Below are 21,072 nucleotides of genomic sequence, written 5' to 3' on the forward strand. Positions count from 1 at the left end.
GACGATCATCGGAGAATATGGGTCAAACACCTACCTGGGCAGGTACCTGATTGAAATACCTGAGTCGGCTGAGCTCATCGGAGTAGCGAAGCTGGACAAAAGCGGACCTGATATTGAGATCGGCTACAGGGTAAAATTTGAATACTGGGGCAAAGGTATAGCCACTGAAATTGCTTCCGGCCTGATCCATTTTGCAAAAACCCACCTCCGCGCATCTAACGTGATCGCCTATGTAAATGTTGACAATGCGGCTTCCGTTCGCGTCCTGGAAAAAGCAGGAATGAAAAACATGGAAATCATAGAAGACGTGGACGAAATCAAATACAAATTCATTTACATACCCCGGAAGAATAATGTACTGAGAAAAGTACTTTATCTTTTGCTCACGTTGCTGGCTGCAATCGCATTGGTCGCTGCCCTCGCGACAGGCTGAATGGACTAATTAACACGCATTAAAAAAGCATGAACCACACTGATCCCCGCATCGACGCCTACATCGTCAAGTCTGCGCCTTTTGCAATTCCAATCCTCGAATACCTGCGCAGTCTGGTGCACGCGGCTTGCCTTGATGTAAAAGAAACCATGAAATGGAGCTTCCCGCATTTCGAATACAAAGGAAGCATACTGTGCAGTATGGCGTCATTTAAACAGCATTGCGCATTCAGCTTCTGGCTGGCACCTCACCTCTCCGACCCGCACAAACTGCTTGCCGCCGAAGGCGAAAGAACCTCAATGGGACATTTGGGCCGGATTACCAGCCTGGAAAGCCTGCCCAATGAAGAATACCTGATTGGATTTATTGCAGAAGCAATGGAGCTGATCGACAAAGGTGTCAGGATCAAAAATGCAGGTGGTGTAGCGAAAGAAAAAAAGGAGCTTGTAATACCCGACTACCTGCTGGAAGCTTTGGAAGAAAACCCGCAAGCCAGGACGCACTTCAATGCATTCAGCCAATCCGGCAAAAGAGAATATGTAACCTGGCTGGAAGAGGCAAAAACAGAAACGACGCGCCAGAGACGCGTCGAGACTGCCATTGAATGGATTCAGGAAGGTAAGTCGAGGAACTGGAAGTACGAACGGAAGTAAACTAGAACTTACCGTCGGCACCGGCCAGTGTATATCTGAAAGTGTAGTAGCTCGATTCTTCTGTCGGAACATCTTCCGGTGCGCCTTTGTAATAGCTGATTATCTCAATTTTAGCATACTTACCTTCGGCTGTTTTCAGCAGAATGGTCCTTCCCACGATCGGCAGGATCGCATGCACGCCCATATCATATTTGTACCAGGAGTTGCCGCTGCCACCAGGGATTGCATAACCTGCGTCGCTGTCTGACTTATAACCTTCTTTGGGAGCCTCGGTTACTGATGTAAACGGTTTTTCCAAAACAACAGCGCCGCCCTCGCCCGGGCCGCTGGTCCCCCCGTTTACGGCAATAGTGGTTTTGCTAAAAGCAATGTCCCAGTTTTTGGTTTTCGCCTCACTCGCTGGAACCTCGTTCCCGGTAGCGAAACTAAAATAGATGTAAGGTTTGGTATTTGCGTCAAGGTCTTTGACCACCACTACCTCGGCTGCATTACCTGCTACAATGGAATTTGTCGGCTTTTGTTCCTGCATGTGAAGTGCGGAAATAAGTATGTATATCGAAATAAACAGCGTTTTCATGACAGTATCTAATTAAGCTCCTTTTTTTACCAGTTTGTATTCCAGCTTCGGCTTCCCGCGCTCGCCGCCGTCATTTGCATGGAAGCTCACGAAGCGGAGTTTATAGATATTTCCTGCCGGATCTTTGATCAGATAAAAACGGTCTGTTTTCACGCCCACAGTCCCGCCGGAAGTTATCCGCCATTTGGAACCGATCGCGTCAGCATCTTTGGAGAAGGTAATGCCCGCCAGGTTGCTTTCTGCAAATGCATCGTAAGTAGCAGTTGTTGTCAGCACTTCGGCCGCTTCTACATTAGCCTGTCTGTTGGTAAAAACAAGGTCCGAGAAACCGTACGGGATCATTCCGGTGCCGAAATTGGTATAATACATGCTATATCCCCATTGCAGGTCCCATTTGTCTTTCGCAGGTTCTACGTCAACAGCCGCGCCTTTTTCAAGCGATATATCCTCAAAGTTTGAAGCAGCATCTTTGGCCACATCGACTGTTTTGAATGTAGTTTCATTCAGTTTCGCATATTGTACGGAATAGCCGGTACCTTTTCTTACGATGCGGATTTTGTAAAGTTGATCAGCAGGCAAAACGGTTGCTGAGCCGCCTTTACGGTTGAGGATGTACACTTTATTATCTGCGTCGGATGCAGAAATTTCTTTGATTACGGTTTTGGACAAATCACCTTTTGCATCGTCAACCAGCGCCAGCTTACCCATTCCCTGACCTACCGCCAGCGAATCCGCTACGATATCCGCGGCAGTTACCGCATTGATATCCGATTTATTAACAGCCAATGCAGAAGCTCCGTTTGTTCCATTGATGATCACGCGAAAATCGGCGCCGCTGTAAAAACCCAGGTCCCAGCTGTCGCGCAGTACCGCAGTCTGCGTATTGCTGCTCAGATCGAGAAACACCGAATTGGCCGCGCTGCTTCCCGGTTCCTGACCTGCGATTCCATTCAACTGAATGCTGGTACCTTCGGAAACGATCGCTTTGAAGCTCAGTTTCAGGTCTGTCGCTGTGCCCACCAGCGCAGGTGCGCCCACAGAGGTTATCTTGAATGCAATACTTTCGTCTCCATCCAGCAGGATACCTGCTTTTTTGGTCACTTTGAAGGATGCCGAAGACTGGCCCGCAGGTACCGACAATGCAATCGCATTATTTGCCACAGCGGGTGTTGTAGTAAATTCATTTCCGTAGGTAAGCTGCGTGGGTGTTACTGAAACGGAAATGGGCGTAGCCACATCCACTGCCCGTGAAAGTGTAATTTTAACTTCGGTCTCTTCGCCTTCAAAGCCTTTTTCGGCACTTTCAAAACCGGCTACATTGTCAGGAAGCGGCGGCTCGTCGTCGTTACATGCATTAAAACTTCCCAGAAAGGCAACCAGCAACAGCGATTTTACTATCTTCTTCATTTTGGATTGGAGTTATGTAAAAGGGTATTTGTTAATTTTTTGACCATTGCACATTCAGGCCGAGGAACCACGAGCGACCGTACGACATCGGGACTGCGCCGCCGGTACTGTGCGCCCCGCCGGTATCTGTTGAGGTATTATTGAGGGTGGTAACACCGAGCAGGTTTTTCACCCCGCCCAGCAGGTTCACGTATTTCCCGAGTGATTTATTGATGGTAATATCCGCTGTGTGGTAGCCCGCCGTTTCGGCGAGGTTTACATGGATCTGGTCAGTGGATTCGTAGCTGGGCAGCTTGCCGGTGTATTTGTAAAACAGATTGATTCCCGCACGGATTTCGGTAAAAGTATAAAGCAGGTTTGCATTGATTTCGGGCGACCATTCAAACTGCGGCAATTCACCGTAAAGCTCCGGATCGGCAGAAAACTGGTTGTACCTTCCAATGTAACTTCCGCCAATACTTGCCTGAATCTGTTTGGTAAACAGCTTGTTATCGATTGTGAAGCCAGTGGTTTTATACAAACTGATGTTGAAATAACTGGTGCGACTCGCATCTTTCGGATCAAGTGCCAGGTTAATCTGATCGTGGAAAATGTTGTAAAAACCGCCTAGTGTAGAGGTAAGTCGGAAATGCGGACGGGCGGCGGCTTGCCACACCAGGAATGAATTAAAACTGTTTGAATATTCCGCTTTCAGATTCGTATTTCCGTGGATCGAATGCGACGCATCTACAAAATCAAAATACAGCTCGCGCAATGCAGGCGACCGGAAGCCGCGGGCGTAACCAAAACGAAAGTCAAGTGTTTTTGAGATGGTCAGTTTTCCATTCAAAGAAGGAATGACGGGCGGCGCGTCGTAAACTGAGTTTTTGAGAAAGCGCAGTCCCGGAGTAAGTCGCAGTACTTCGCCTATCTTGACTTCCGGTGCAAGAAACAAAGCATATTCTGCAATAGCGGGCGTACCTGAAATCCGCGCACCGGAACTTTCATTATTGGCAAAATCTATCCCCGCCAGCACAGAAAATCCATCAGATACCTTGTAAAAGGCAGTTCCACGAAAGAATGCGGTGGTAAATACAGACTTATCCTGCGAGCCTGCATCGAGCGATAAAGTGCGCCTGTCGTTTGCATCGACTTTGGTAGTGAGCGTCCTGCGGGAGTAATCGGTGTAAGAAACTACCGCATTCAGGTTGAGCTTTTCACTTACCTTATACTCAGATTGTACCTGGTGAAACCAGCGTTTACTGATATAATCCTTGTCAACAGCGGTTAATTCAACATTCCGCCGGCCGAAGTACCGGAGTGTTTCGTCGGTACCATTGAAACGGTACCATATATTCCATTTACGCGCCTGGTACCGCGTTCCGGCGGTATAAAGCATTTGTTCTTTCGGCATCCAATCCTTTTCACGCCCCACTGCATTCCCCTGCCAGCCGCCAAAATTGTTGCGGGAAACGTTGCCCGAAAACTGTAAATGGTCGTTTTGCCAAGTCAGACCGAGGCTCTGGTTGTGGGTACCTTTTTTGTCAAATGCCTTGTATTCGTCCCCGGCTGTCTCCTCCTGCAGGCGGGCGCTCACGATCATATTCGATCCTGTCTGCCCTTTTTTCGTAATAATATTAATTACCCCGGCCAGCGCGTCGGTCCCGTACATCACCGACATCGGGCCTTCGACGATCTCTATACGTTCAATGCTGTTGATATCAATCTGCCCCAGACTTTCCCGCGTACTTCCCCGGTCTACCATCGGAATTCCATCGAGCAAAATCTTCACGTTCTGGCCCGACATGCCCATTAACTGGATATCGCTTGTGCCGAGGGTAAGATCATTTGAGAACCGGATTCCCAGCTCTGTATTCAGAACCGCCTGCAAACTGGTTGCCCCGCGCATCCGGATTCGCTCGCTGTCAATGGTACGCACCTGGTAAACTGAATTTCTGAGCGACTGAGGTTCCGATTGGCCCGTCACCACCATTTCCATCAATGCAAGCGGATTTTCTGCTAATTGTATATTGGAAAGCTGAATCGTTCTGCCGGATTCGATCAGTACTTCAAGCTGCTTCTCTTCATTTCCGAGTGACTTTAAGATGAGCTGGTAATTCCCCGCCGGCGCTTTCAATGTAAAAAAACCTTCCCGATCCGATTGAGTACCCAAGCTGGTACCCTTTGAAAACACGCTCACTGACGAAAGCGGAAGTCCGTCTTTTGAAATTAACCTTCCTTCAATCACACCATTTTCAGGCTGCGCCAAAACACAGACTACATTGAAAAGCAGGCACAAGGCAGTAGAGAGTAATTTCATGCGGAGGTTATTTAGACTAAATCTTAATACAAAGGAAATGTATTATTTAGACTAAATACAAGTAAACAGAAAAATAAATGTACTGCCTGAATGAAGTATGCGGCGAGAAGCAGCTTGAAAAGAGGAATTATCTGGCGGTTGCCTGCAAGGTTACTGTTACGATATCTTTGAGCTTCCAGTCTTTCTCGCCGATCTTGTAATCAAGCCGGTTTACCTCGAAAGTACTGGTGAGATTGTAGCCGCCGTCCGCATTCTTTTTTGCTTCAAAAGGCAGGGTAACTGTTTTGGAAACATCGCGCATTGTGAGGGTACCGGTAGCCTGGTAGCTGCCGCCTTTCTTTTCTACGCGTGAGGATTTGAAATGGATATCAGGGTACTTTTCGACATAAAAGTACTTCTCACTTTTCATGTCTTTGTCGCGGGAGTTATTATTTGTTTCAAAGGTATTAGCCGCAATTTTGATGTCAAAAGATGCATTTTCCGGGCTTTTCTCATTAAAAACAGCAGTTCCGGTGGGTGCGGCGAATTTCCCGTTGCAGGTACCCAGCACAAATTTTACGCTGAATTTGGCAGAGCCGGAGACGATCCTCATGGTTTGAGCTGAGAGGAAATGTGGAAATGCAATAAGCAGGAGTAAAAGCATCCGGATCTTAAAAGCGCGCATCATCGGGTGGGTTAAAATGCATTATAACTCTTCCAGCAGCGACTCTCCAAAAGACTGATCCCCCGAAGTCCACTGCCATTTTTCATGCATACGTAATTTTCCATTCGGCAGTTGCTCGGGAGTTGATTTACAAATGCCCGTGGTAATCTCGCCTTTGTCATTCACCTGGTGGTAGCACATATCCAGATTACCGGCTTCATCGACTAATGCGATCAGATGCCCGCTGACAATCCGGCCGCCGGAGTAGGTGGAAGTTACAATGTTGCCAGTTTGCTTATAAACAAACTGCATGCTCAAATCCACCTCGCCATTTTCGGTATTGGAAAGTGGGATAAAAACCTTGTTATCGTAATTGATCATAAAAGAGAAAAGCTGTCTTATCGCGGCTCAATATAGCGATAAAGACAGCTTTAAGGCAATATATGCGCGGTCAGATCACGGAAGTAATCCACCACACATTTCCGCAGGGATTTGTTACGCCGCAGCTTCTTCCATAATCCTGATCTGCGGGTTCCATCATGCTTGTTGCACCCGATTGAAGCGCCTTCTGGTAGGTGTCATCTGCATTTTCCACATATACAAACAGGTTAGCCGGCTGGGCAGGCCACTCGGCGCGGCTGTCGCAGAACATAATGGTACTCTCTCCTACCCGCACCTCAGCGTGCTTGATCAGAGCTGGCTCGTCTTCCTGAAAATGGGTAGACACAACTTCGCCACCCAGAACCTGCGTGACAAAATCTTTAAAAAGGATTGCTTTATCCAGCATCAAATAAGGCATCACCGCCTGGTGACCATTTGGGATTTTTACAGTGCTCATGATTATTGGTTTATGTTTGAGACAAAACTAGATCAGTACCAAAGCAGAAAATTGGAAAAACACGACATTAAACATCGCGGTACTCTGTCGCTTCTGAATTTCCCGAAAAATAGCTGCCCGGATGCTCTCCCGAAAATGCCTTGAATTCATGGATGAAATGCGACTGATCATAATAGCCGGCCTCGTAGGCGATTTCTGTCAGGGATTTGCTCCTATCGCCGTATGCATTCATTGCGGTATGAAAGCGTACAATGCGCGAAAAAAGCTTTGGGCTGAAACCTGCAAATGTTTTGAACTTACGTTCAAGCTGCCTCGTAGACAAATTGTTCTGCGCTGCGAGCTCCGCCACGCTGGTTAGTCCGTTATTCTGAATTACCTGGTTGATCATCGCGAATGCGACAGGTTCCGGCCGTGCACTTTTGAGCATACACCTGCGTAGGAACCGACACATGATTGCAACCCTCGCCTGGTTGTTTTCCGCAAGCATCATTCGCTCTTCCAGCTCCTCTCCCTTTTTACCCAGCAATGTTTGCAGGTCAGGCATTTCATTGATCAGTTCAGAAGCAGGTATATTGAATAGTGCCGGCAATGCATAAGGAAACAGGTATACCCCAAATATCCCGAAACTTTCACCTATACAGAACCTGCGGAACTGTGAGGAAGGTCCGCTTAACCCGGATGTGAAGGAAAGCGTCGCCTCGCCGGATTGTGCTATTTCATCAAATCTGCCCTGGTAATGAAAGATCAGCTCGGCGCAACCGTCGGCCATTGTTTTATGAAAATAGGGTTTGCAGGCACTCACTTCATGTTCCAGCACCCAAAAACACCTGATGTAGGCGGCCAGATCGGGCGGGGGTAAAATGGTGTAGTATCGCATGGAAGCAGTGCCTTTGATCTTGATAGTCTATTAATTCTATATAGAATAAAGAATATGATTATTAAATGAATCGAAATTTATATTTTTGAATTCTCTTTAATACATTTGACCGGGCGTAAGATAAGGTAAAATGTATCGGCAAGGCCACTGAAAACGTTGAGTTTACAGTATTATAGTCTAATTGATTACCTATTTACTCAGTTTCTGTATGAAATTAGTGCCAATAGAAAAGCGTAGTGGGTTAACGCGCGAGGAATTTATCGAAAATTACCTGAAACCAAGCAAGCCGGTGGTTTTTACGGATTTGGCAAAAGATTGGCCGGCAGTTCAGAGATGGACATTTGAGTGGTTGAGAGAGAATCACGGTAATCTGGATGTTCCCCTGGTTGACAACCATCTTCACGATGCAGATAAATATTTCCAGATTGCGAAAACAATGAAGTTTGGCGAGTATCTCTCGCTGATCGAGAAAGGGCCAACCGACCTTCGCATTTTCCTATTTGATATATTCAAGAAAATCCCTGAGCTGGCAAACGATATCCGTTTTCCGACGATCATGGACGGATTTTTGAAGTCTTACAAGTTTGTATTCTTCGGAGGTGAGGGATCCATTACCAGTCTGCATTACGATATGGACTGCTCCAATGTATTCCTGACCCAGTTTCAGACGCGCAAGCAGCTGATCCTGTTTTCTCCGGAAGAAAGCCGCAGGCTGTACCACCACCCATTTACGGTGATGAGCAAGGTGGATCCGCTTAATCCGGATTATGAACGTTTTCCTGCATTAAAAGGCGCGGTAGGTCACGAAACGACATTGTACCACGGTGAAACGATTTTCATTCCTTCCTTGTGGTGGCATTACATCCGTTATGTCGATGGTGGTTTCAGTCTTGCATTGAGAGCCAATAATTCCATTTTCACGGCTGTAAAAGGCGGCATGAACCTGGTTCGTCACACGTTTGTGGATAAAAGCATGACCAAGCTGCTGGGCCTTGAATGGCAGCACTGGAAAGAGAAAAAGGCTGTTGAAAACGCCGAAAGTGTTCTAAGCCAGGCATAAGGCAGTTCCGGACGCATTTCAAAGAAACTAATCTATCTTTGAAATGCGTTATTTCCGGCACGGCCTAATATGCTTTATGAACTTCGAACTCACTTCCCAATACCAACCTACGGGCGATCAGCCCGACGCAATCGAACAACTCGTTCACGGAATACAAGCTGGTGAACCAGCACAAACCTTACTCGGGGTAACCGGGTCGGGAAAGACATTTACGGTTGCCAATGTAGTGGCCCGCGTCAACAAACCTACTCTGGTGCTCAGCCACAACAAAACCCTGGCAGCACAGCTTTACGGCGAATTCAAGCAGTTTTTCCCCAATAATGCAGTCGAGTACTTTATCAGCTATTACGACTACTACCAGCCGGAAGCTTTTATATCCACTACCAATACGTATATAGAAAAAGACCTGATGATCAATCAGGAAATCGAAAAGCTGCGGCTGCATACGGTTTCTTCGTTAATGAGCGGTCGACGAGATGTGATTGTTGTAGCGTCGGTTTCGTGCATTTACGGTGCCGGTAACCCGCACGAATACAAGAAAAGCATTGTCAGTGCAAAGCTGGGCGATATTGTGAGCAGGAACCAGTTTTTGTTCAGGCTGGTGGAAATCCTTTACAGCCGGACAGAAGTGGAATTTAACCGGGGGAATTTCCGCGTAAAGGGAGATACAGTCGATGTTTTTCCGGGTTATGCAGATTTTGCCTATCGCTTTATTTTTTTTGGAGATGAAATTGAGGAAATACAGCGCATTGAGCCTGAATCCGGGAAGAAGATCTCGTCAGAAAAAGCAGTGGCGATATTTCCTGCCAACCTGTTCGTAACCGGCCGCGATGTACTGACGCAATCGATTTCTGAAATACAGAATGATTTGGTGCAGCAAATCCAATTCTTCACCAAAGAAGGCAGGCTTGCAGAAGCTGAGCGCGTGAAGGAACGCACCGAATTTGATATGGAAATGATGCGCGAGCTGGGTTACTGCTCGGGTATTGAAAACTACTCGCGTTACTTCGATAGGCGACTGCCAGGCCAGCGCCCATTCTGCCTGCTCGACTATTTCCCTGATGATTTCTTAATGGTGGTGGACGAAAGTCACGTAACCATGCCGCAGATCCGCGCGATGTGGGGCGGCGACAGGTCCCGGAAAGAAGCTTTGGTAGAATATGGTTTCAGGCTCCCCTCTGCGCTTGACAATCGGCCATTAACATTCCAGGAATTTGAAGATATGACGCCGCAAACCATCTTCGTAAGCGCCACACCCGCCGATTATGAACTCAGAAAATCAGAAGGTGTTGTGGTGGAACAGATTATTCGTCCAACGGGATTGCTGGATCCGGAAATTGAGATCAGACCAAGTCTGAACCAGATTGATAATCTGCTCGAAGAAATTACTGAGCGGATCAAAATGGGCGACCGTATCCTTGTAACTACCCTGACTAAAAGAATGGCCGAAGAGCTGAGTAAGTACCTCGATCGCGTAGGTATCAAATGCCGGTACATTCACTCAGAGGTAAAGGCACTTGACCGGGTAGAGATATTAAGGGAGCTGCGGCTGGGTGTTTTTGACGTGCTGGTGGGCGTTAACCTGCTCCGTGAAGGTCTGGATTTGCCGGAAGTGTCTCTGGTAGCGATTATGGATGCGGATAAAGAAGGATTCCTGCGTGATACCCGCTCTATGATCCAGACTATTGGCCGCGCCGCGCGTAACGACCGTGGGAAGGTAATTATGTATGCTGATGTAATGACCGGCTCCATGCAGCTTGCGATTGATGAGACAAACCGTCGGCGCGCCATTCAAATGGAATACAATTTTGAAAATGGTATTGTACCGAAAACGATTCTCAAATCGAAAGAAGCCATTATGGAGCAAACTTCCGTGGCCGATTCCAAAGTACGAAAAGTGTACGTAGAGCCGCAGGAAATCAGGATCGCGGCTGATCCTGTTGTTCAATACATGGGTAAAAACGACCTGCAAAAACTCATTGCAGAAACCCAGCGGAAAATGGAAGCAGCTGCTAAAGACATGGACTTCCTCGAAGCTGCCAGGTTGCGCGACGAGCTGTTACAGTTAAAAGAAAAAGTTAAAGAAGAAAAATAAGAAATCGCCGGACCAACTATCCGGCGATTTCTGTTTCAAAGAATTCCAATACTTCGGCCCAGCTATTTACCCGGCGATGTTTGTCGATACCTGCATTGTGCGAAGCCGAAAAAAGAATGGGTTCCGCTCTGGTATGATCAAGGTTTTTCAGGTGATCGTCGATCAGATAGTCGGTATGAATAACGCTTTTGTCGCCGCAAAGGACAATGTTCCGCCAGTGAATGGAAGGAAAATGCTCGTTCAGCCAATCGTATTTTTCAAGCAGCGAGTTGGGGAACTCCATTGCGGCTGATACAATGTAAATGTCAAAGTGTTCCTGTAATTTCAGGATAGCCTCCTGAGCACCTGCAATGACAGGAGCATTCCGGAAAAATCCCGGCTTGTAAAGCAAACTCCATGCGGCTGCCGGGTCGGGAAATGCCTGGTCTTCCGGAATTCCCAGCATTGCTTCTCGCGCAATTCTTACTCCGAAAGCTTCTTCGTAAGCTTCTATCCAATTTACTTCAATGTCAACCAGGACATTGTCCATATCTACTGCAATCGATTTTTTGTTCATTCAATCATGATTTTGTTGGCTAAATGTACAGAAGGAGCTGGTATTCTATTTAACATTTTTCAAAAACAATGTGGAAGTAAAAGTACCCGGAATGCAAGTTCCGGGCACTTTTACAATTATTTAGTCTTTGTCCTCCGGCAGGATCTGCTCCGTTTTAAAACCGGTATCGTCCATCATTTTTGTTTCCTGATTAATTGCATTCGCAAAGCCAAGCATATAAGCCATAGCGAGCCGGCGCAACCATTTTCTTGCGCTGATCCATATTTTTCCCGCATTCATTTTCCAGATTTTAGAAGTGGATTTGGCCGTTTTCAGATCAAAAACGACGTAGAAGTCTGCTGCGGACAATGCAGCCAGCAGTAGAATTTGAACAATGCAGCTTGTTCAGGATCTGGAAAAAGCGGGATCAGACTCGGGCGAGATCCGACCCGGTTGCGGCGCGGCTTTAAGGAGCATTCTGTAAGAAAAGGAGTGAAAAACGCTGGTAAGTACCCGCAGCCGCGTATTTGTTGATGAGGCAAAATGCAGCAGGCGAGATAAACAAAACGCCTGAAAAGTACCGTTTTGGAAAGGGGTAACTCCTCTGAAAGAGAAAAGTACAGTTCCACCTGAGTTGCTGCGCGTCTTTTTTGTTGTAAAAACCTGCTCTGTCCTGTACAGGTTGTCGGTACTTACATCCTGGAACAACAGATTTCCGGTAGACAAAATTACCAGGAACAACCACTTCAAGATGGTTGCGCGGGGAGGAAATATGTTCAGTAGCTGCTGCATTATCTCGGTCCCATTCTGATTGCACCGTCGAGGCGGATTACCTCCCCGTTGAGCATTGGATTTTCTACAATGGATTTTGCCAGTAATGCATATTCAGCTGGCTTTCCAAGTCGCGAAGGAAAAGGTATTTGCTGGCCGAGTGAGATTCTTGCTTCCTCGGGTAATCCGAGCAGCAAAGGTGTTTCAAACAAACCAGGCGCAATCGCCATAACGCGGATACCGGATTTTGCCAGATCGCGTGCTACAGGCAGTGTCATACTTACTATTCCACCTTTGCTCGCCGAGTAGGCCACTTGTCCCATTTGTCCATCGTAAGCTGCGACAGAAGCAGTGTTAATGATAATACCGCGTTCTCCTTCTTCGTTCGGCTCATTTTTCTCCATTGCGAATGCAGCCAGCCGCATTACATTGAAGGTGCCTATCAGGTTTATGCGGATTGTTTTTTCAAAAACTTCAAGTGAATGCGGCCCGTAAACTCCGTCAGACTTACCTACTATTTTCCTCGCGGGCGCAATACCCGCGCAGTTTACAACAATGTGGATGTTACCAAATTTTTCAACGGCCAAGCTGATTGCATTTTGCACATCATTTTCGCTGGAAACGTCTGTCCTCACAAAGCTGATCTGAGCGGGGAATTCTGCTTCGAGGTTTAATCCGGCTTCTTCATTTAAATCCAGAATAACAACATTTGCGCCAGCCTCAACAAATAGCCGGGCAGTTGCCTCCCCTAGCCCGGAGGCACCGCCGGTAATGATTGCAGTTGCATTTGTAAGTCGCATAGTTTGTTTGTAAGCAAAGGGCGACTCCGGTATGGAATCGCCCTCTTTCATTTTGAACAAAAACTAAAATGTTACTTCTTTTTAGCTCCCGCCAGACTTGGCTCTTTGGATATCACGATCAGGTCAGCCAACATACGACCAGTCTCGGTCAGGTATATATCCTTTTTCTTTTTGGCTTCTTTCGGAGCTTCTACCGCTTTCGGGTCTTCATCTTCTTCACCGTCAGTGGTATCTTCCCCGAGCTGTTTCATAGCTGCTCTTTTCTTTTCAGCTTCGTCCCGCTCGATCTTTCTTTTGGATTCCTGTAATGAAACAACTTTGTTTTCACGGGCTTCTTTGAACTCCTGCAAAGTTTTTGCAAGCGTTTTCAGTTCTTCGTCGGTTTTGAGTCTGTGCTTGTATTTGTCACGAAGCTGCTCAACTATTTTCGCATTAATGTTATTAGTAACATCATATTTAGATGATGCAATCTGATCCCACGGCAATGCACTTGGCTGCGATCCTTCACCGTATTCATTTTCTTTAAATGCAGTTGGCAGTTCCAGATCCGGCATTACACCTTTCAGCTGCGTGCTGCTTCCGTTGATACGGTAGAATTTCGCTACTGTCAGTTTAACTTGACCCAATTGGTCAGTTTCTTTTGGTACCCATTGGTTCAGGTCGATCAAGGTTTGCACGGTTCCCTTACCATAAGTTTGCTCGCCAACAATGATACCGCGTTTGTAATCCTGAATAGCTGCCGCGAAAATCTCGGAAGCCGAGGCGCTGAAACGGTTTACCATTACCGCCATCGGACCATCGTAAGCGATTGAGGGATCATTGTCAGATTGTACCTCAATTTCACCCTGACCTTCTTTCACCTGAACTACCGGTCCTCTGTTGATAAACAATCCGGTAAGAGAAACCGCTTCTGTCAGCGATCCGCCGCCATTGTTGCGCAAATCGATCACAATACCATCGACATTCGAAGCCTGCAATTCTGTAATCAGCTTCTGTACATCGCGGGTTGTGCTTGAAAATTCTTTTTCTCTATGCTGTGCGCCTTCAAAGTCGCGGTAGAACAATGGAATATCAATTACCCCGATTTTGAAAGTCTTGTTTGCATTGTTGATTGAAACAATCTCGCTCTTCGCACGCTGCTCTTCCAGCTTGATTTTCTCGCGAACCAGACGATATTCCTTTGGAGGAGTTCCCGGCAAAGCATCAGCAGATATTACCTGCAAACGTACCACAGTAGATTTCGGGCCTTTGATCAGTTTCACAGCGTCATCAACGAACCAGCCGATGATATCCACCATTTTACCCTCGTCACCCTGCGCTACCGCTACAATTTTGTCCTCTTTCTTTAGTTGCTTTCCTTTGAATGCAGGTCCGCCAGGAATTACATCCTTGATCTTGATATAATTGTCTTCTTCGCCAAGCAACGCACCGATACCTTCAAGCGACTGGCTCATTTCCTGCTTGAAACGGTCCGCAGAAGTAGGTGCCATATAGCTTGTATGCGGGTCCATAGACTCTGCATATGCATTCATAAACATCTGAAAGACCTGCTCTGTACGAATACGGCCTAGTGCACGATCGCGGTTTTTGTACCGGTCTCGCAAAGTCGTAATCACAGCAGTATCGGCTTTTCCGGAAAGTTTAAGATCGAGCGCCTCGCTTTTAAGGTATTTCCTCCAAGTGTCGTTCAGCTCGTCGGTATTTTTCGCCCAGGTTGCTTTTTCCCGGTCGGTATCCATTGATTCATCTGTTGTGAAATCAAATGGTTTCTCTTTACCCAGCAAATCGTGGATGTACTCGCTTCTTTCCTTGTATCGCTTTCTGAAAACATTGTAGATCTGGAACGGAACATCCAGTTCTCTCTTTTGCAGATAATCATCAAACTGATTTTTGTACTGCTCAAATTGCTTCATATCCTCGGCCAGGTAATACAGCTTACCATGGTCGATTCCGTCGATATACTTGTCAAAAATCGCTGCCGACAAAGAATCGTTCAGCTTGGTTTTTCTATAATGATAACTTGACAAAATACGTGTAGTCAACTCCTCCGCCTTGTATTGAGCAGGGATTGGCTTGATATCATCTTCCAAAGATGACGTTCCAACAGCAGGTACTGTTGCCGTATGATCCTGAACAGGGCCCCGCTGCCATCCGAGCAACACAACCGGTATAAGAGTGATTAAGTACTTTCTCATTATCGCACGTTTTCCTATTTAATTATTTCCAATAATTCCACCTCGAAAACCAATGCTGAATAAGCTGGTATCTGAGGTCCCGCGGCCCGCTCTCCGTACGCAAGCTGATAAGGAATGTACAGCTTCCATTTTGAGCCGACCGGCATTAACTGAAGTGCTTCCGTCCATCCTTTTATTACGCCATTTACCGGAAACTCAACGGGTTCTCCCCTGTCGACCGAACTGTCAAAAACCGTTCCATTGGTCAGCGTTCCATGGTAATGCGTCTTAACTTTATCAGTTGCACTAGGTTTCGGACCGTCACCGGTTTTGATCACTTCATATTGCAATCCGCTTTCAGTTGTTGTAACACCTGTTCTTTTTTTATTTTCCGCCAGGAATTTTTCTCCCTCAGTCCGAACCACTGCACCTTTTTCTTCCATCATCTTTTGAAAATAGCTTCCTATAAATGCGTTTGCATCCTCAGGTGAGAACGTAGTTTTACTACCTTTGAGCGCTGCGTTGATTGTTTTCGTTAGTATCTCGGTATTGATTCCTGAAACTCCCTGTGAAGACAACGAATTGGCAAAGCTTACCCCGATTGCCGCTGACAAGGAATCCATCTGAGTTTTGAGTACTAAAGGCGTTGTTGCCGCTTTTGCTGGTGCCGCCGGCGCCTTCTTTACAGCCGGAGCTGGTTTGGTTGTTTTCTTGATAGTTTGTGTGTTGCCTTCTGTTGTTACAAATGCGCCTAGTAACAACGCTGCTAAAATGGTTTTTTCTAATTTGTACATTATACTGATTGATGGACGATAAAATAAACTATTCAGATGTAAGTGGTATTAACGAATTCAATTACAACAAAAACACAATTAGTACCTAAAAAAGTTTTAAAAATGTTCCTTATAGCTTACGAACGGCAAATGGCGTCTAAAAGGGCATTCAGGGTGGATACTTGGAATAATCTAATTTTGCAGAACCGCACTTTCTCCTTAATTATACTATTCAGAAGATACTGTTTTTACCAAAATTAAACACTACCTTTGCGGCAGTTTTCAAAAACTTACTACTATACTCTAAATAAGTCAATTATACTATGGTATCTGTTAGACCGGATGAAGTTTCGGCTATCCTGCGCGAACAACTCGCAGGCGCCAGATCAGAAGCAGAGCTCGAAGAAGTAGGGACAGTTCTTCAGGTTGGTGACGGTGTTGCCCGTATTTATGGTCTCTCTCAGGTACAGGCAGGTGAGCTGCTTGTGTTCGAAACAGGGCTGAAAGCCTTGGCTCTTAACCTGGAAGAAGATAATGTCGGCGCCGTATTGCTTGGAGATTTCAGCGACATTAAGGAAGGTGCAACAGTAAAGCGTACGAAAGAAATCGCCTCTGTAAAAGTGGGCGACGGAATCATAGGCCGTGTTGTAAATACCCTCGCTGAACCTATTGACGGAAACGGCCCTATTCTTGGGGAAGTTTACGAAATGCCTATCGAGCGTAAAGCGCCTGGTGTTATTTACCGTCAGCCGGTAACTGAGCCTCTGCAGACAGGTATCAAAGCGATCGACGCGATGATCCCCATCGGCCGCGGTCAGCGCGAGCTGATTATCGGTGACCGTCAGACTGGTAAAACAGCTGTGGCAATCGATACGATTATCAATCAAAAAGAATATTTCGACAAAGGCGAGCCGGTTTTCTGTATTTACGTAGCCTGCGGTCAGAAAGCTTCCACTATCAAAGGAATTGAAGCGACACTTCGCAAGTATGGTGCAATGGATTATACGGTAATCGTTGCAGCTGGTGCTTCTGATCCTTCGCCAATGCAATTTTATGCGCCATTTACAGGTGCTGCGATCGGAGAATATTTCCGTGATACAGGTCGTCCTGCTTTGGTTATTTACGATGACCTTTCAAAACAAGCGGTAGCTTACCGTGAAGTTTCCCTGCTACTTCGTCGTCCTCCGGGCCGCGAGGCTTATCCAGGTGACGTATTCTACCTGCACAGCCGCCTTTTGGAACGTGCTGCAAAAGTGATCGCTGACGACAGCATCGCAAGAAACATGAACGACCTTCCCCCGTCATTGAAAAATGTGGTAAAAGGAGGCGGTTCACTTACAGCCCTTCCGATCATTGAAACACAGGCTGGTGACGTTTCTGCTTATATTCCTACCAACGTAATTTCGATTACTGACGGTCAGATCTTCCTTGAATCCAACCTGTTCAACTCTGGTATCCGTCCTGCGATCAACGTAGGTATTTCGGTATCACGCGTGGGTGGTAATGCGCAGATCAAATCAATGAAGAAAGTTTCTGGTACACTCAAACTGGATCAGGCACAATTCCGCGAGCTTGAAGCTTTTGCGAAATTCGGTTCTGACCTTGATGCTGCTACCAAACTTGCAATCGATCGCGGCCGTCGAAACCAGGAAGTTTTGAAACAGCCTCAATATGCGCCAGTTCCTGTTGAAATGCAGGTCGCGACTGTATATGCTTCTACAAAAGGTTTGCTGGATTCAGTGGACGTGAACAAAGTGAAAGCATTTGAGACAGACTTCCTCACAGTTCTGGGCGGACAACACAAAGAGGCACTTGCTGCATTGCGTGCTGGTAAGCTGGATAACAGCGTTACCGACGTGATCGAGAAAGTGGCCAGAGAAGTTGCTGTTAAATATCACTAAGTCTTAAAAAGGGAGCAGTACCCCTGCTCCCTTTCCCAAATATCAACCCCCGGCATAGACCGGATATGTTTTAAACTTCCAAATAATGGCAAGCTTAAAAGAAGTACGTAGCCGCATTGTGTCGGTTAACTCTACGCAGCAGATCACCAAAGCAATGAAGATGGTTGCTGCGGCAAAACTGCGCCGGGCTCAGGACGCAATCTTACAAATGCGTCCCTATGCTCAGAAACTAGGTGAAATGCTGGCAACTGTATCTGCCGGAGCCGAAAGCTCAGCAGAAAGCCCATTGAAAACAGTACGTCCTGTTGAAAAGGTTTTGATCGTAGTGATCACCTCCGATCGCGGACTTTGCGGTGCTTTTAACACCAACATCATCAAAGCAACACTTGCACTAATCGAGCAGCGGTACGCTGAGCAGGCGCGCAAAGGAAATGTTGAGATTTTTGCAATTGGCAAAAAAGGCGCTGAGTCGCTGAGCCGTCGCGGACTTCTTGTCAACATCGGCTATACGGATTTGTTTGGAAGACTAAGCTTTACAAATGTAAAACTGGCTGCCGAGGAGATCATGAAAGCATTTGCCAACGGACGTTTTGATGCAGTTGATCTTGTTTACAACGAATTCAAAAATGTCGCTACGCAGATTATCCACGCTGACAGATATTTGCCGATTCCGACTGAAGATAAAAGGACAAAATCGACGAAAGCTGAGATTAACTATATTTTTGAGCCGACAGAGGAAGAAATTTTAACAGAGCTTATTCCAAAGTCATTGAAGATCCAGTTGTACCGTGCTGTTCTTGAATCTAACGCTTCCGAACAAGGTGCGCGGATGACAGCAATGGACAAAGCGACCGAGAATGCACAGGAGCTTCTGAAAGATCTCCGCCTGGTTTACAACCGTACCCGCCAAGCAGCGATTACAAAGGAAATCCTCGAAATTGTTGGTGGTGCCGAAGCATTGAAGAACTAGAAAGCAGGAAACTGCACCAATCCAAAACGAGCGAACAAGTACTGTTCGCTCGTTTTTTTGTTGTTATATTTAACGACTAACAACAACAAACCGTTTTCAAACATGACAAACAAACCACTTCAAACCATACTCCTGCTGCTTCTTAGTGCCGGTATTTTCATTAATGTCAAAGCGCAGAGTGTGGATGAAATTGTTTCAAAACACATCAAGGCAATGGGTGGTGAGGATAAGCTGTCTAAACTGCAAAGCATGAAGATCACTGCTGAAATGGATGTGATGAACATGAAAGTACCTATTAATACCACTATTGTTCAGAACCAGGCTTTCAGAAGCGAGACAACCGTTCAAGGCGCAACGATTGTGCAGGCCATCAATGGAAATACAGGCTGGGCGATTAACCCGATGACAGGCGAGACAAAACCAACTGCATTGCCCGAAGAAGCCGTAAAATCGATGGAGTCGGAAACTGATATTACGGGTTTATATAACTACAAACAGAAAGGTTATCAGCTGACACTGGATGGAGAGGAGGATTTGGCTGGCGCGAAGGTGTACAAGGTGACGATGACCTTGAAAAATGGGGTAAAACGAATCAATTACATTTCCAAAGACACATTTTACATCCTGAAAATTATTGCGAAGACCAATATCAATGGTCAGGATATTGAATCTGAAAACATACAGTCGGATTTTCGCCGAGTTGAGGGTATCTTCTATCCATTTTCTTCGGAAGTTTCAACTTCCGCCATGCCGGGTGCTAAAATGGCTTTACACATCAAAACGCTGGAAATTAATCCCAAGATCGATCCTTCGATTTTTGAAATGCCGAAGTAACAGGCTTATGCAGCACAAAAAAATCCCGGACATTGTTCGGGATTTTTTTGTGGGTTTGAAACTATCCTTCATATTTACATGTATATACATTAAATGTTATTACATACATAAAACACTACTGTTATGGCTACCACAAAATGGGTGATTGACCCAACACATTCAGAAATCCAGTTTAAAGTAAAACACCTTGTAATTTCAACAGTTACAGGTTATTTCAGAACCTTTGAAGGATCAGTTGAAACTGAAACCGAAGACTTTGACGGTGCTACTGTTAACTTTTCAGCAGATACTGCCAGCGTTGACACCAACCAGGCACAGCGTGACGAGCACTTAAAGTCAGGTGATTTCTTCGAATCAGAAAAACACCCTAAACTTTCCTTCACCGGAAAATTGGCCAAAACGGGATCTGAAAGCTACACGCTTAAAGGAGATCTGTCTGTAAAAGGAATTACCAAGCCGTTTGAATTTGCGGTAGAATACGGTGGTAACATGACAGACTTTTACGGAAATAATAAATCCGGATTTGAAGTAACAGGTAAAATCAACCGTAAGGAATTTGGCCTGGAATGGAGCGCAGTAACAGAAGCTGGCGGCGTGGTTGTTGGTGATGAAGTTAAGTTGATCGCTAACATTCAGGTGGTTAAGCAATAAGATATATCAGTAAACCAGTCTCTTCAATAAGCGTGGACATTTATTTGTCCCGCTTTTTTTATTTTAAGCCTGTTGTGATAACCAGACAGCCTTTTACCGCATTACAAATTTCGTATAGGGGTAAAACGTCTTTGTATCGTCAATAAGTTATTACTTTTGGCAAAAAAAGACTTCACCTTGATCATCGAGACACGCGCTTACGCCCGGGCGGGGCTACTAGGCAATCCATCTGACGGTTTTTTCGGAAAAACGATCTCCATTTCAGTCAGGAACTTCGGTGCCTCCATTTCACTTTACGAATCTCCGGAGCTACATATAGAAGCCCAGCCGCAGGACCTGAGTACATTTCGTAGCATTTTCCACCTGCGTGACACGGTGAGTATGCTGGGTTATAATGGCGGAATTCCATTGATCAAAGCCGGGATCAAGAAGTTCGGCGATTATTGTGAAGAGCAAGGTATCCGACTTCCAAACCGGAATTTCACTGTACGCTACCGTTCCTCAATCCCGCGGCAAGTGGGTATGTCGGGTTCAAGCGCTATTGTGGTTGCGCTTTTCCGCGCCTTAATGCAGTTTTATAAAGTTGAAATCCCGCTTGAAATTCTCCCGCAGCTTGTGATGGTCACCGAGACCGAAGAACTCGGCATTACTGCCGGTTTGCAGGATCGTGTGATTCAATGTTATGAAGGCTGCGTTTATATGGATTTTGATAAAACGATGATCGAGCAAAAAGGGCACGGTTTGTACGAACGCATTAATCCGGAACTTCTTCCTAAGCTTT

At 46.1% G+C, this 21,072-nt stretch carries 22 protein-coding genes; 9 read left to right on the forward strand and 13 right to left on the reverse strand.

The features are described from left to right. Both ACTIE6_RS02215 and ACTIE6_RS02220 read left to right on the forward strand, forming a co-directional pair. A partial coding sequence (locus tag ACTIE6_RS02215) for a GNAT family N-acetyltransferase (protein ID WP_439555075.1) occupies positions 1-433 on the forward strand: 433 nt, incomplete at its 5' end. 29 nt (positions 434-462) lie between these two features. Then, the gene (locus ACTIE6_RS02220; protein WP_439555076.1) at positions 463-1,086 is read left to right on the forward strand and encodes a YdeI/OmpD-associated family protein; all 624 of its coding nucleotides are present in this window, start codon (positions 463-465) and stop codon (positions 1,084-1,086) included. Between the two features lies 1 nt (position 1,087). Here ACTIE6_RS02220 and ACTIE6_RS02225 read toward each other — a convergent pair whose 3' ends face one another. The 7 genes from ACTIE6_RS02225 to ACTIE6_RS02255 all read right to left on the reverse strand — a co-directional run bounded on the left by ACTIE6_RS02225 (position 1,088) and on the right by ACTIE6_RS02255 (position 7,727). Next, complete coding sequence (locus tag ACTIE6_RS02225; protein WP_439555077.1) at positions 1,088-1,663, reverse strand: HmuY family protein; 576 nt, start codon at positions 1,661-1,663, stop codon at positions 1,088-1,090. A 12-nt stretch (positions 1,664-1,675) separates the two neighbouring features. Then, a complete protein-coding gene (locus ACTIE6_RS02230; RefSeq protein ID WP_439555078.1) occupies positions 1,676-3,070 on the reverse strand; it encodes an HmuY family protein in 1,395 nt (464 codons plus the stop codon). 31 nt (positions 3,071-3,101) lie between these two features. Beyond that, positions 3,102-5,369, reverse strand: a complete 2,268-nt coding sequence (locus ACTIE6_RS02235; RefSeq protein WP_439555079.1) for a TonB-dependent receptor — start codon at positions 5,367-5,369, stop codon at positions 3,102-3,104. Between the two features lie 127 nt (positions 5,370-5,496). After that, on the reverse strand, positions 5,497-6,036 hold the full coding sequence (locus tag ACTIE6_RS02240; protein ID WP_439555080.1) for a YceI family protein: 540 nt from the start codon (positions 6,034-6,036) through the stop codon (positions 5,497-5,499). Between the two features lie 18 nt (positions 6,037-6,054). Beyond that, positions 6,055-6,393 carry a n-acetylglutamate synthase gene (locus ACTIE6_RS02245; RefSeq protein WP_439555081.1) on the reverse strand — a complete coding sequence of 113 codons (339 nt, stop codon included), beginning with the start codon at positions 6,391-6,393 and terminating at the stop codon, positions 6,055-6,057. Between the two features lie 70 nt (positions 6,394-6,463). After that, positions 6,464-6,850, reverse strand: coding sequence for a VOC family protein (locus ACTIE6_RS02250; protein ID WP_439555082.1), 387 nt, complete (start codon positions 6,848-6,850; stop codon positions 6,464-6,466). A gap of 67 nt (positions 6,851-6,917) precedes the next feature. Further along, positions 6,918-7,727 carry an AraC family transcriptional regulator gene (locus tag ACTIE6_RS02255; protein ID WP_439555083.1) on the reverse strand — a complete coding sequence of 270 codons (810 nt, stop codon included), beginning with the start codon at positions 7,725-7,727 and terminating at the stop codon, positions 6,918-6,920. A 208-nt stretch (positions 7,728-7,935) separates the two neighbouring features. On the opposite strand from ACTIE6_RS02255, the gene ACTIE6_RS02260 reads away from it, so the two are divergent. Then, on the forward strand, positions 7,936-8,787 hold the full coding sequence (locus ACTIE6_RS02260; RefSeq protein WP_439555084.1) for a cupin-like domain-containing protein: 852 nt from the start codon (positions 7,936-7,938) through the stop codon (positions 8,785-8,787). 76 nt (positions 8,788-8,863) lie between these two features. After that, a complete protein-coding gene (gene uvrB / locus ACTIE6_RS02265; protein WP_439555085.1) occupies positions 8,864-10,882 on the forward strand; it encodes an excinuclease ABC subunit UvrB in 2,019 nt (672 codons plus the stop codon). A gap of 16 nt (positions 10,883-10,898) precedes the next feature. Here the strand turns inward: uvrB and ACTIE6_RS02270 are convergent, their stop codons facing one another. The 6 genes from ACTIE6_RS02270 to ACTIE6_RS02295 all read right to left on the reverse strand — a co-directional run bounded on the left by ACTIE6_RS02270 (position 10,899) and on the right by ACTIE6_RS02295 (position 15,956). Next, the gene (locus tag ACTIE6_RS02270; protein ID WP_439555086.1) at positions 10,899-11,438 is read right to left on the reverse strand and encodes a 5' nucleotidase, NT5C type; all 540 of its coding nucleotides are present in this window, start codon (positions 11,436-11,438) and stop codon (positions 10,899-10,901) included. A gap of 120 nt (positions 11,439-11,558) precedes the next feature. Further along, a complete protein-coding gene (locus ACTIE6_RS02275) occupies positions 11,559-11,786 on the reverse strand; it encodes a hypothetical protein (protein WP_439555087.1) in 228 nt (75 codons plus the stop codon). A gap of 36 nt (positions 11,787-11,822) precedes the next feature. Then, complete coding sequence (locus ACTIE6_RS02280) at positions 11,823-12,209, reverse strand: hypothetical protein (RefSeq protein WP_439555088.1); 387 nt, start codon at positions 12,207-12,209, stop codon at positions 11,823-11,825. Beyond that, positions 12,209-12,988: a 3-hydroxyacyl-CoA dehydrogenase gene (locus ACTIE6_RS02285; RefSeq protein WP_439555095.1), complete on the reverse strand. Its 780-nt coding sequence runs from the start codon at positions 12,986-12,988 to the stop codon at positions 12,209-12,211. Before ACTIE6_RS02285 ends, ACTIE6_RS02280 begins: the two co-directional genes overlap by 1 nt. A 71-nt stretch (positions 12,989-13,059) precedes the next feature. Next, entirely contained in the window at positions 13,060-15,183 is a 2,124-nt protein-coding gene (locus ACTIE6_RS02290) for a carboxy terminal-processing peptidase (protein WP_439555089.1), read from the reverse strand. Between the two features lie 14 nt (positions 15,184-15,197). Next, positions 15,198-15,956 carry an FKBP-type peptidyl-prolyl cis-trans isomerase gene (locus ACTIE6_RS02295; protein WP_439555090.1) on the reverse strand — a complete coding sequence of 253 codons (759 nt, stop codon included), beginning with the start codon at positions 15,954-15,956 and terminating at the stop codon, positions 15,198-15,200. Positions 15,957-16,258: 302 nt separating this feature from the next. On the opposite strand from ACTIE6_RS02295, the gene atpA reads away from it, so the two are divergent. From atpA to ACTIE6_RS02320, 5 genes are all read left to right on the forward strand, one after another. Continuing rightward, complete coding sequence (gene atpA, locus ACTIE6_RS02300; protein WP_439555091.1) at positions 16,259-17,836, forward strand: F0F1 ATP synthase subunit alpha; 1,578 nt, start codon at positions 16,259-16,261, stop codon at positions 17,834-17,836. Between the two features lie 85 nt (positions 17,837-17,921). Further along, positions 17,922-18,806 carry an ATP synthase F1 subunit gamma gene (gene atpG / locus ACTIE6_RS02305; protein WP_439555092.1) on the forward strand — a complete coding sequence of 295 codons (885 nt, stop codon included), beginning with the start codon at positions 17,922-17,924 and terminating at the stop codon, positions 18,804-18,806. Positions 18,807-18,908: 102 nt separating this feature from the next. Next, positions 18,909-19,640 carry an outer membrane lipoprotein-sorting protein gene (locus ACTIE6_RS02310; protein ID WP_439555093.1) on the forward strand — a complete coding sequence of 244 codons (732 nt, stop codon included), beginning with the start codon at positions 18,909-18,911 and terminating at the stop codon, positions 19,638-19,640. Positions 19,641-19,763: 123 nt separating this feature from the next. Then, on the forward strand, positions 19,764-20,291 hold the full coding sequence (locus ACTIE6_RS02315; RefSeq protein WP_056280754.1) for a YceI family protein: 528 nt from the start codon (positions 19,764-19,766) through the stop codon (positions 20,289-20,291). Positions 20,292-20,468: 177 nt separating this feature from the next. Then, the coding region (locus ACTIE6_RS02320; protein ID WP_439555096.1) for a mevalonate kinase family protein at positions 20,469-21,072 on the forward strand (604 nt) is incomplete at its 3' end.

This window comes from Dyadobacter sp. (genome assembly GCF_051859145.1).
GTDB lineage: Bacteria > Bacteroidota > Bacteroidia > Cytophagales > Spirosomataceae > Dyadobacter.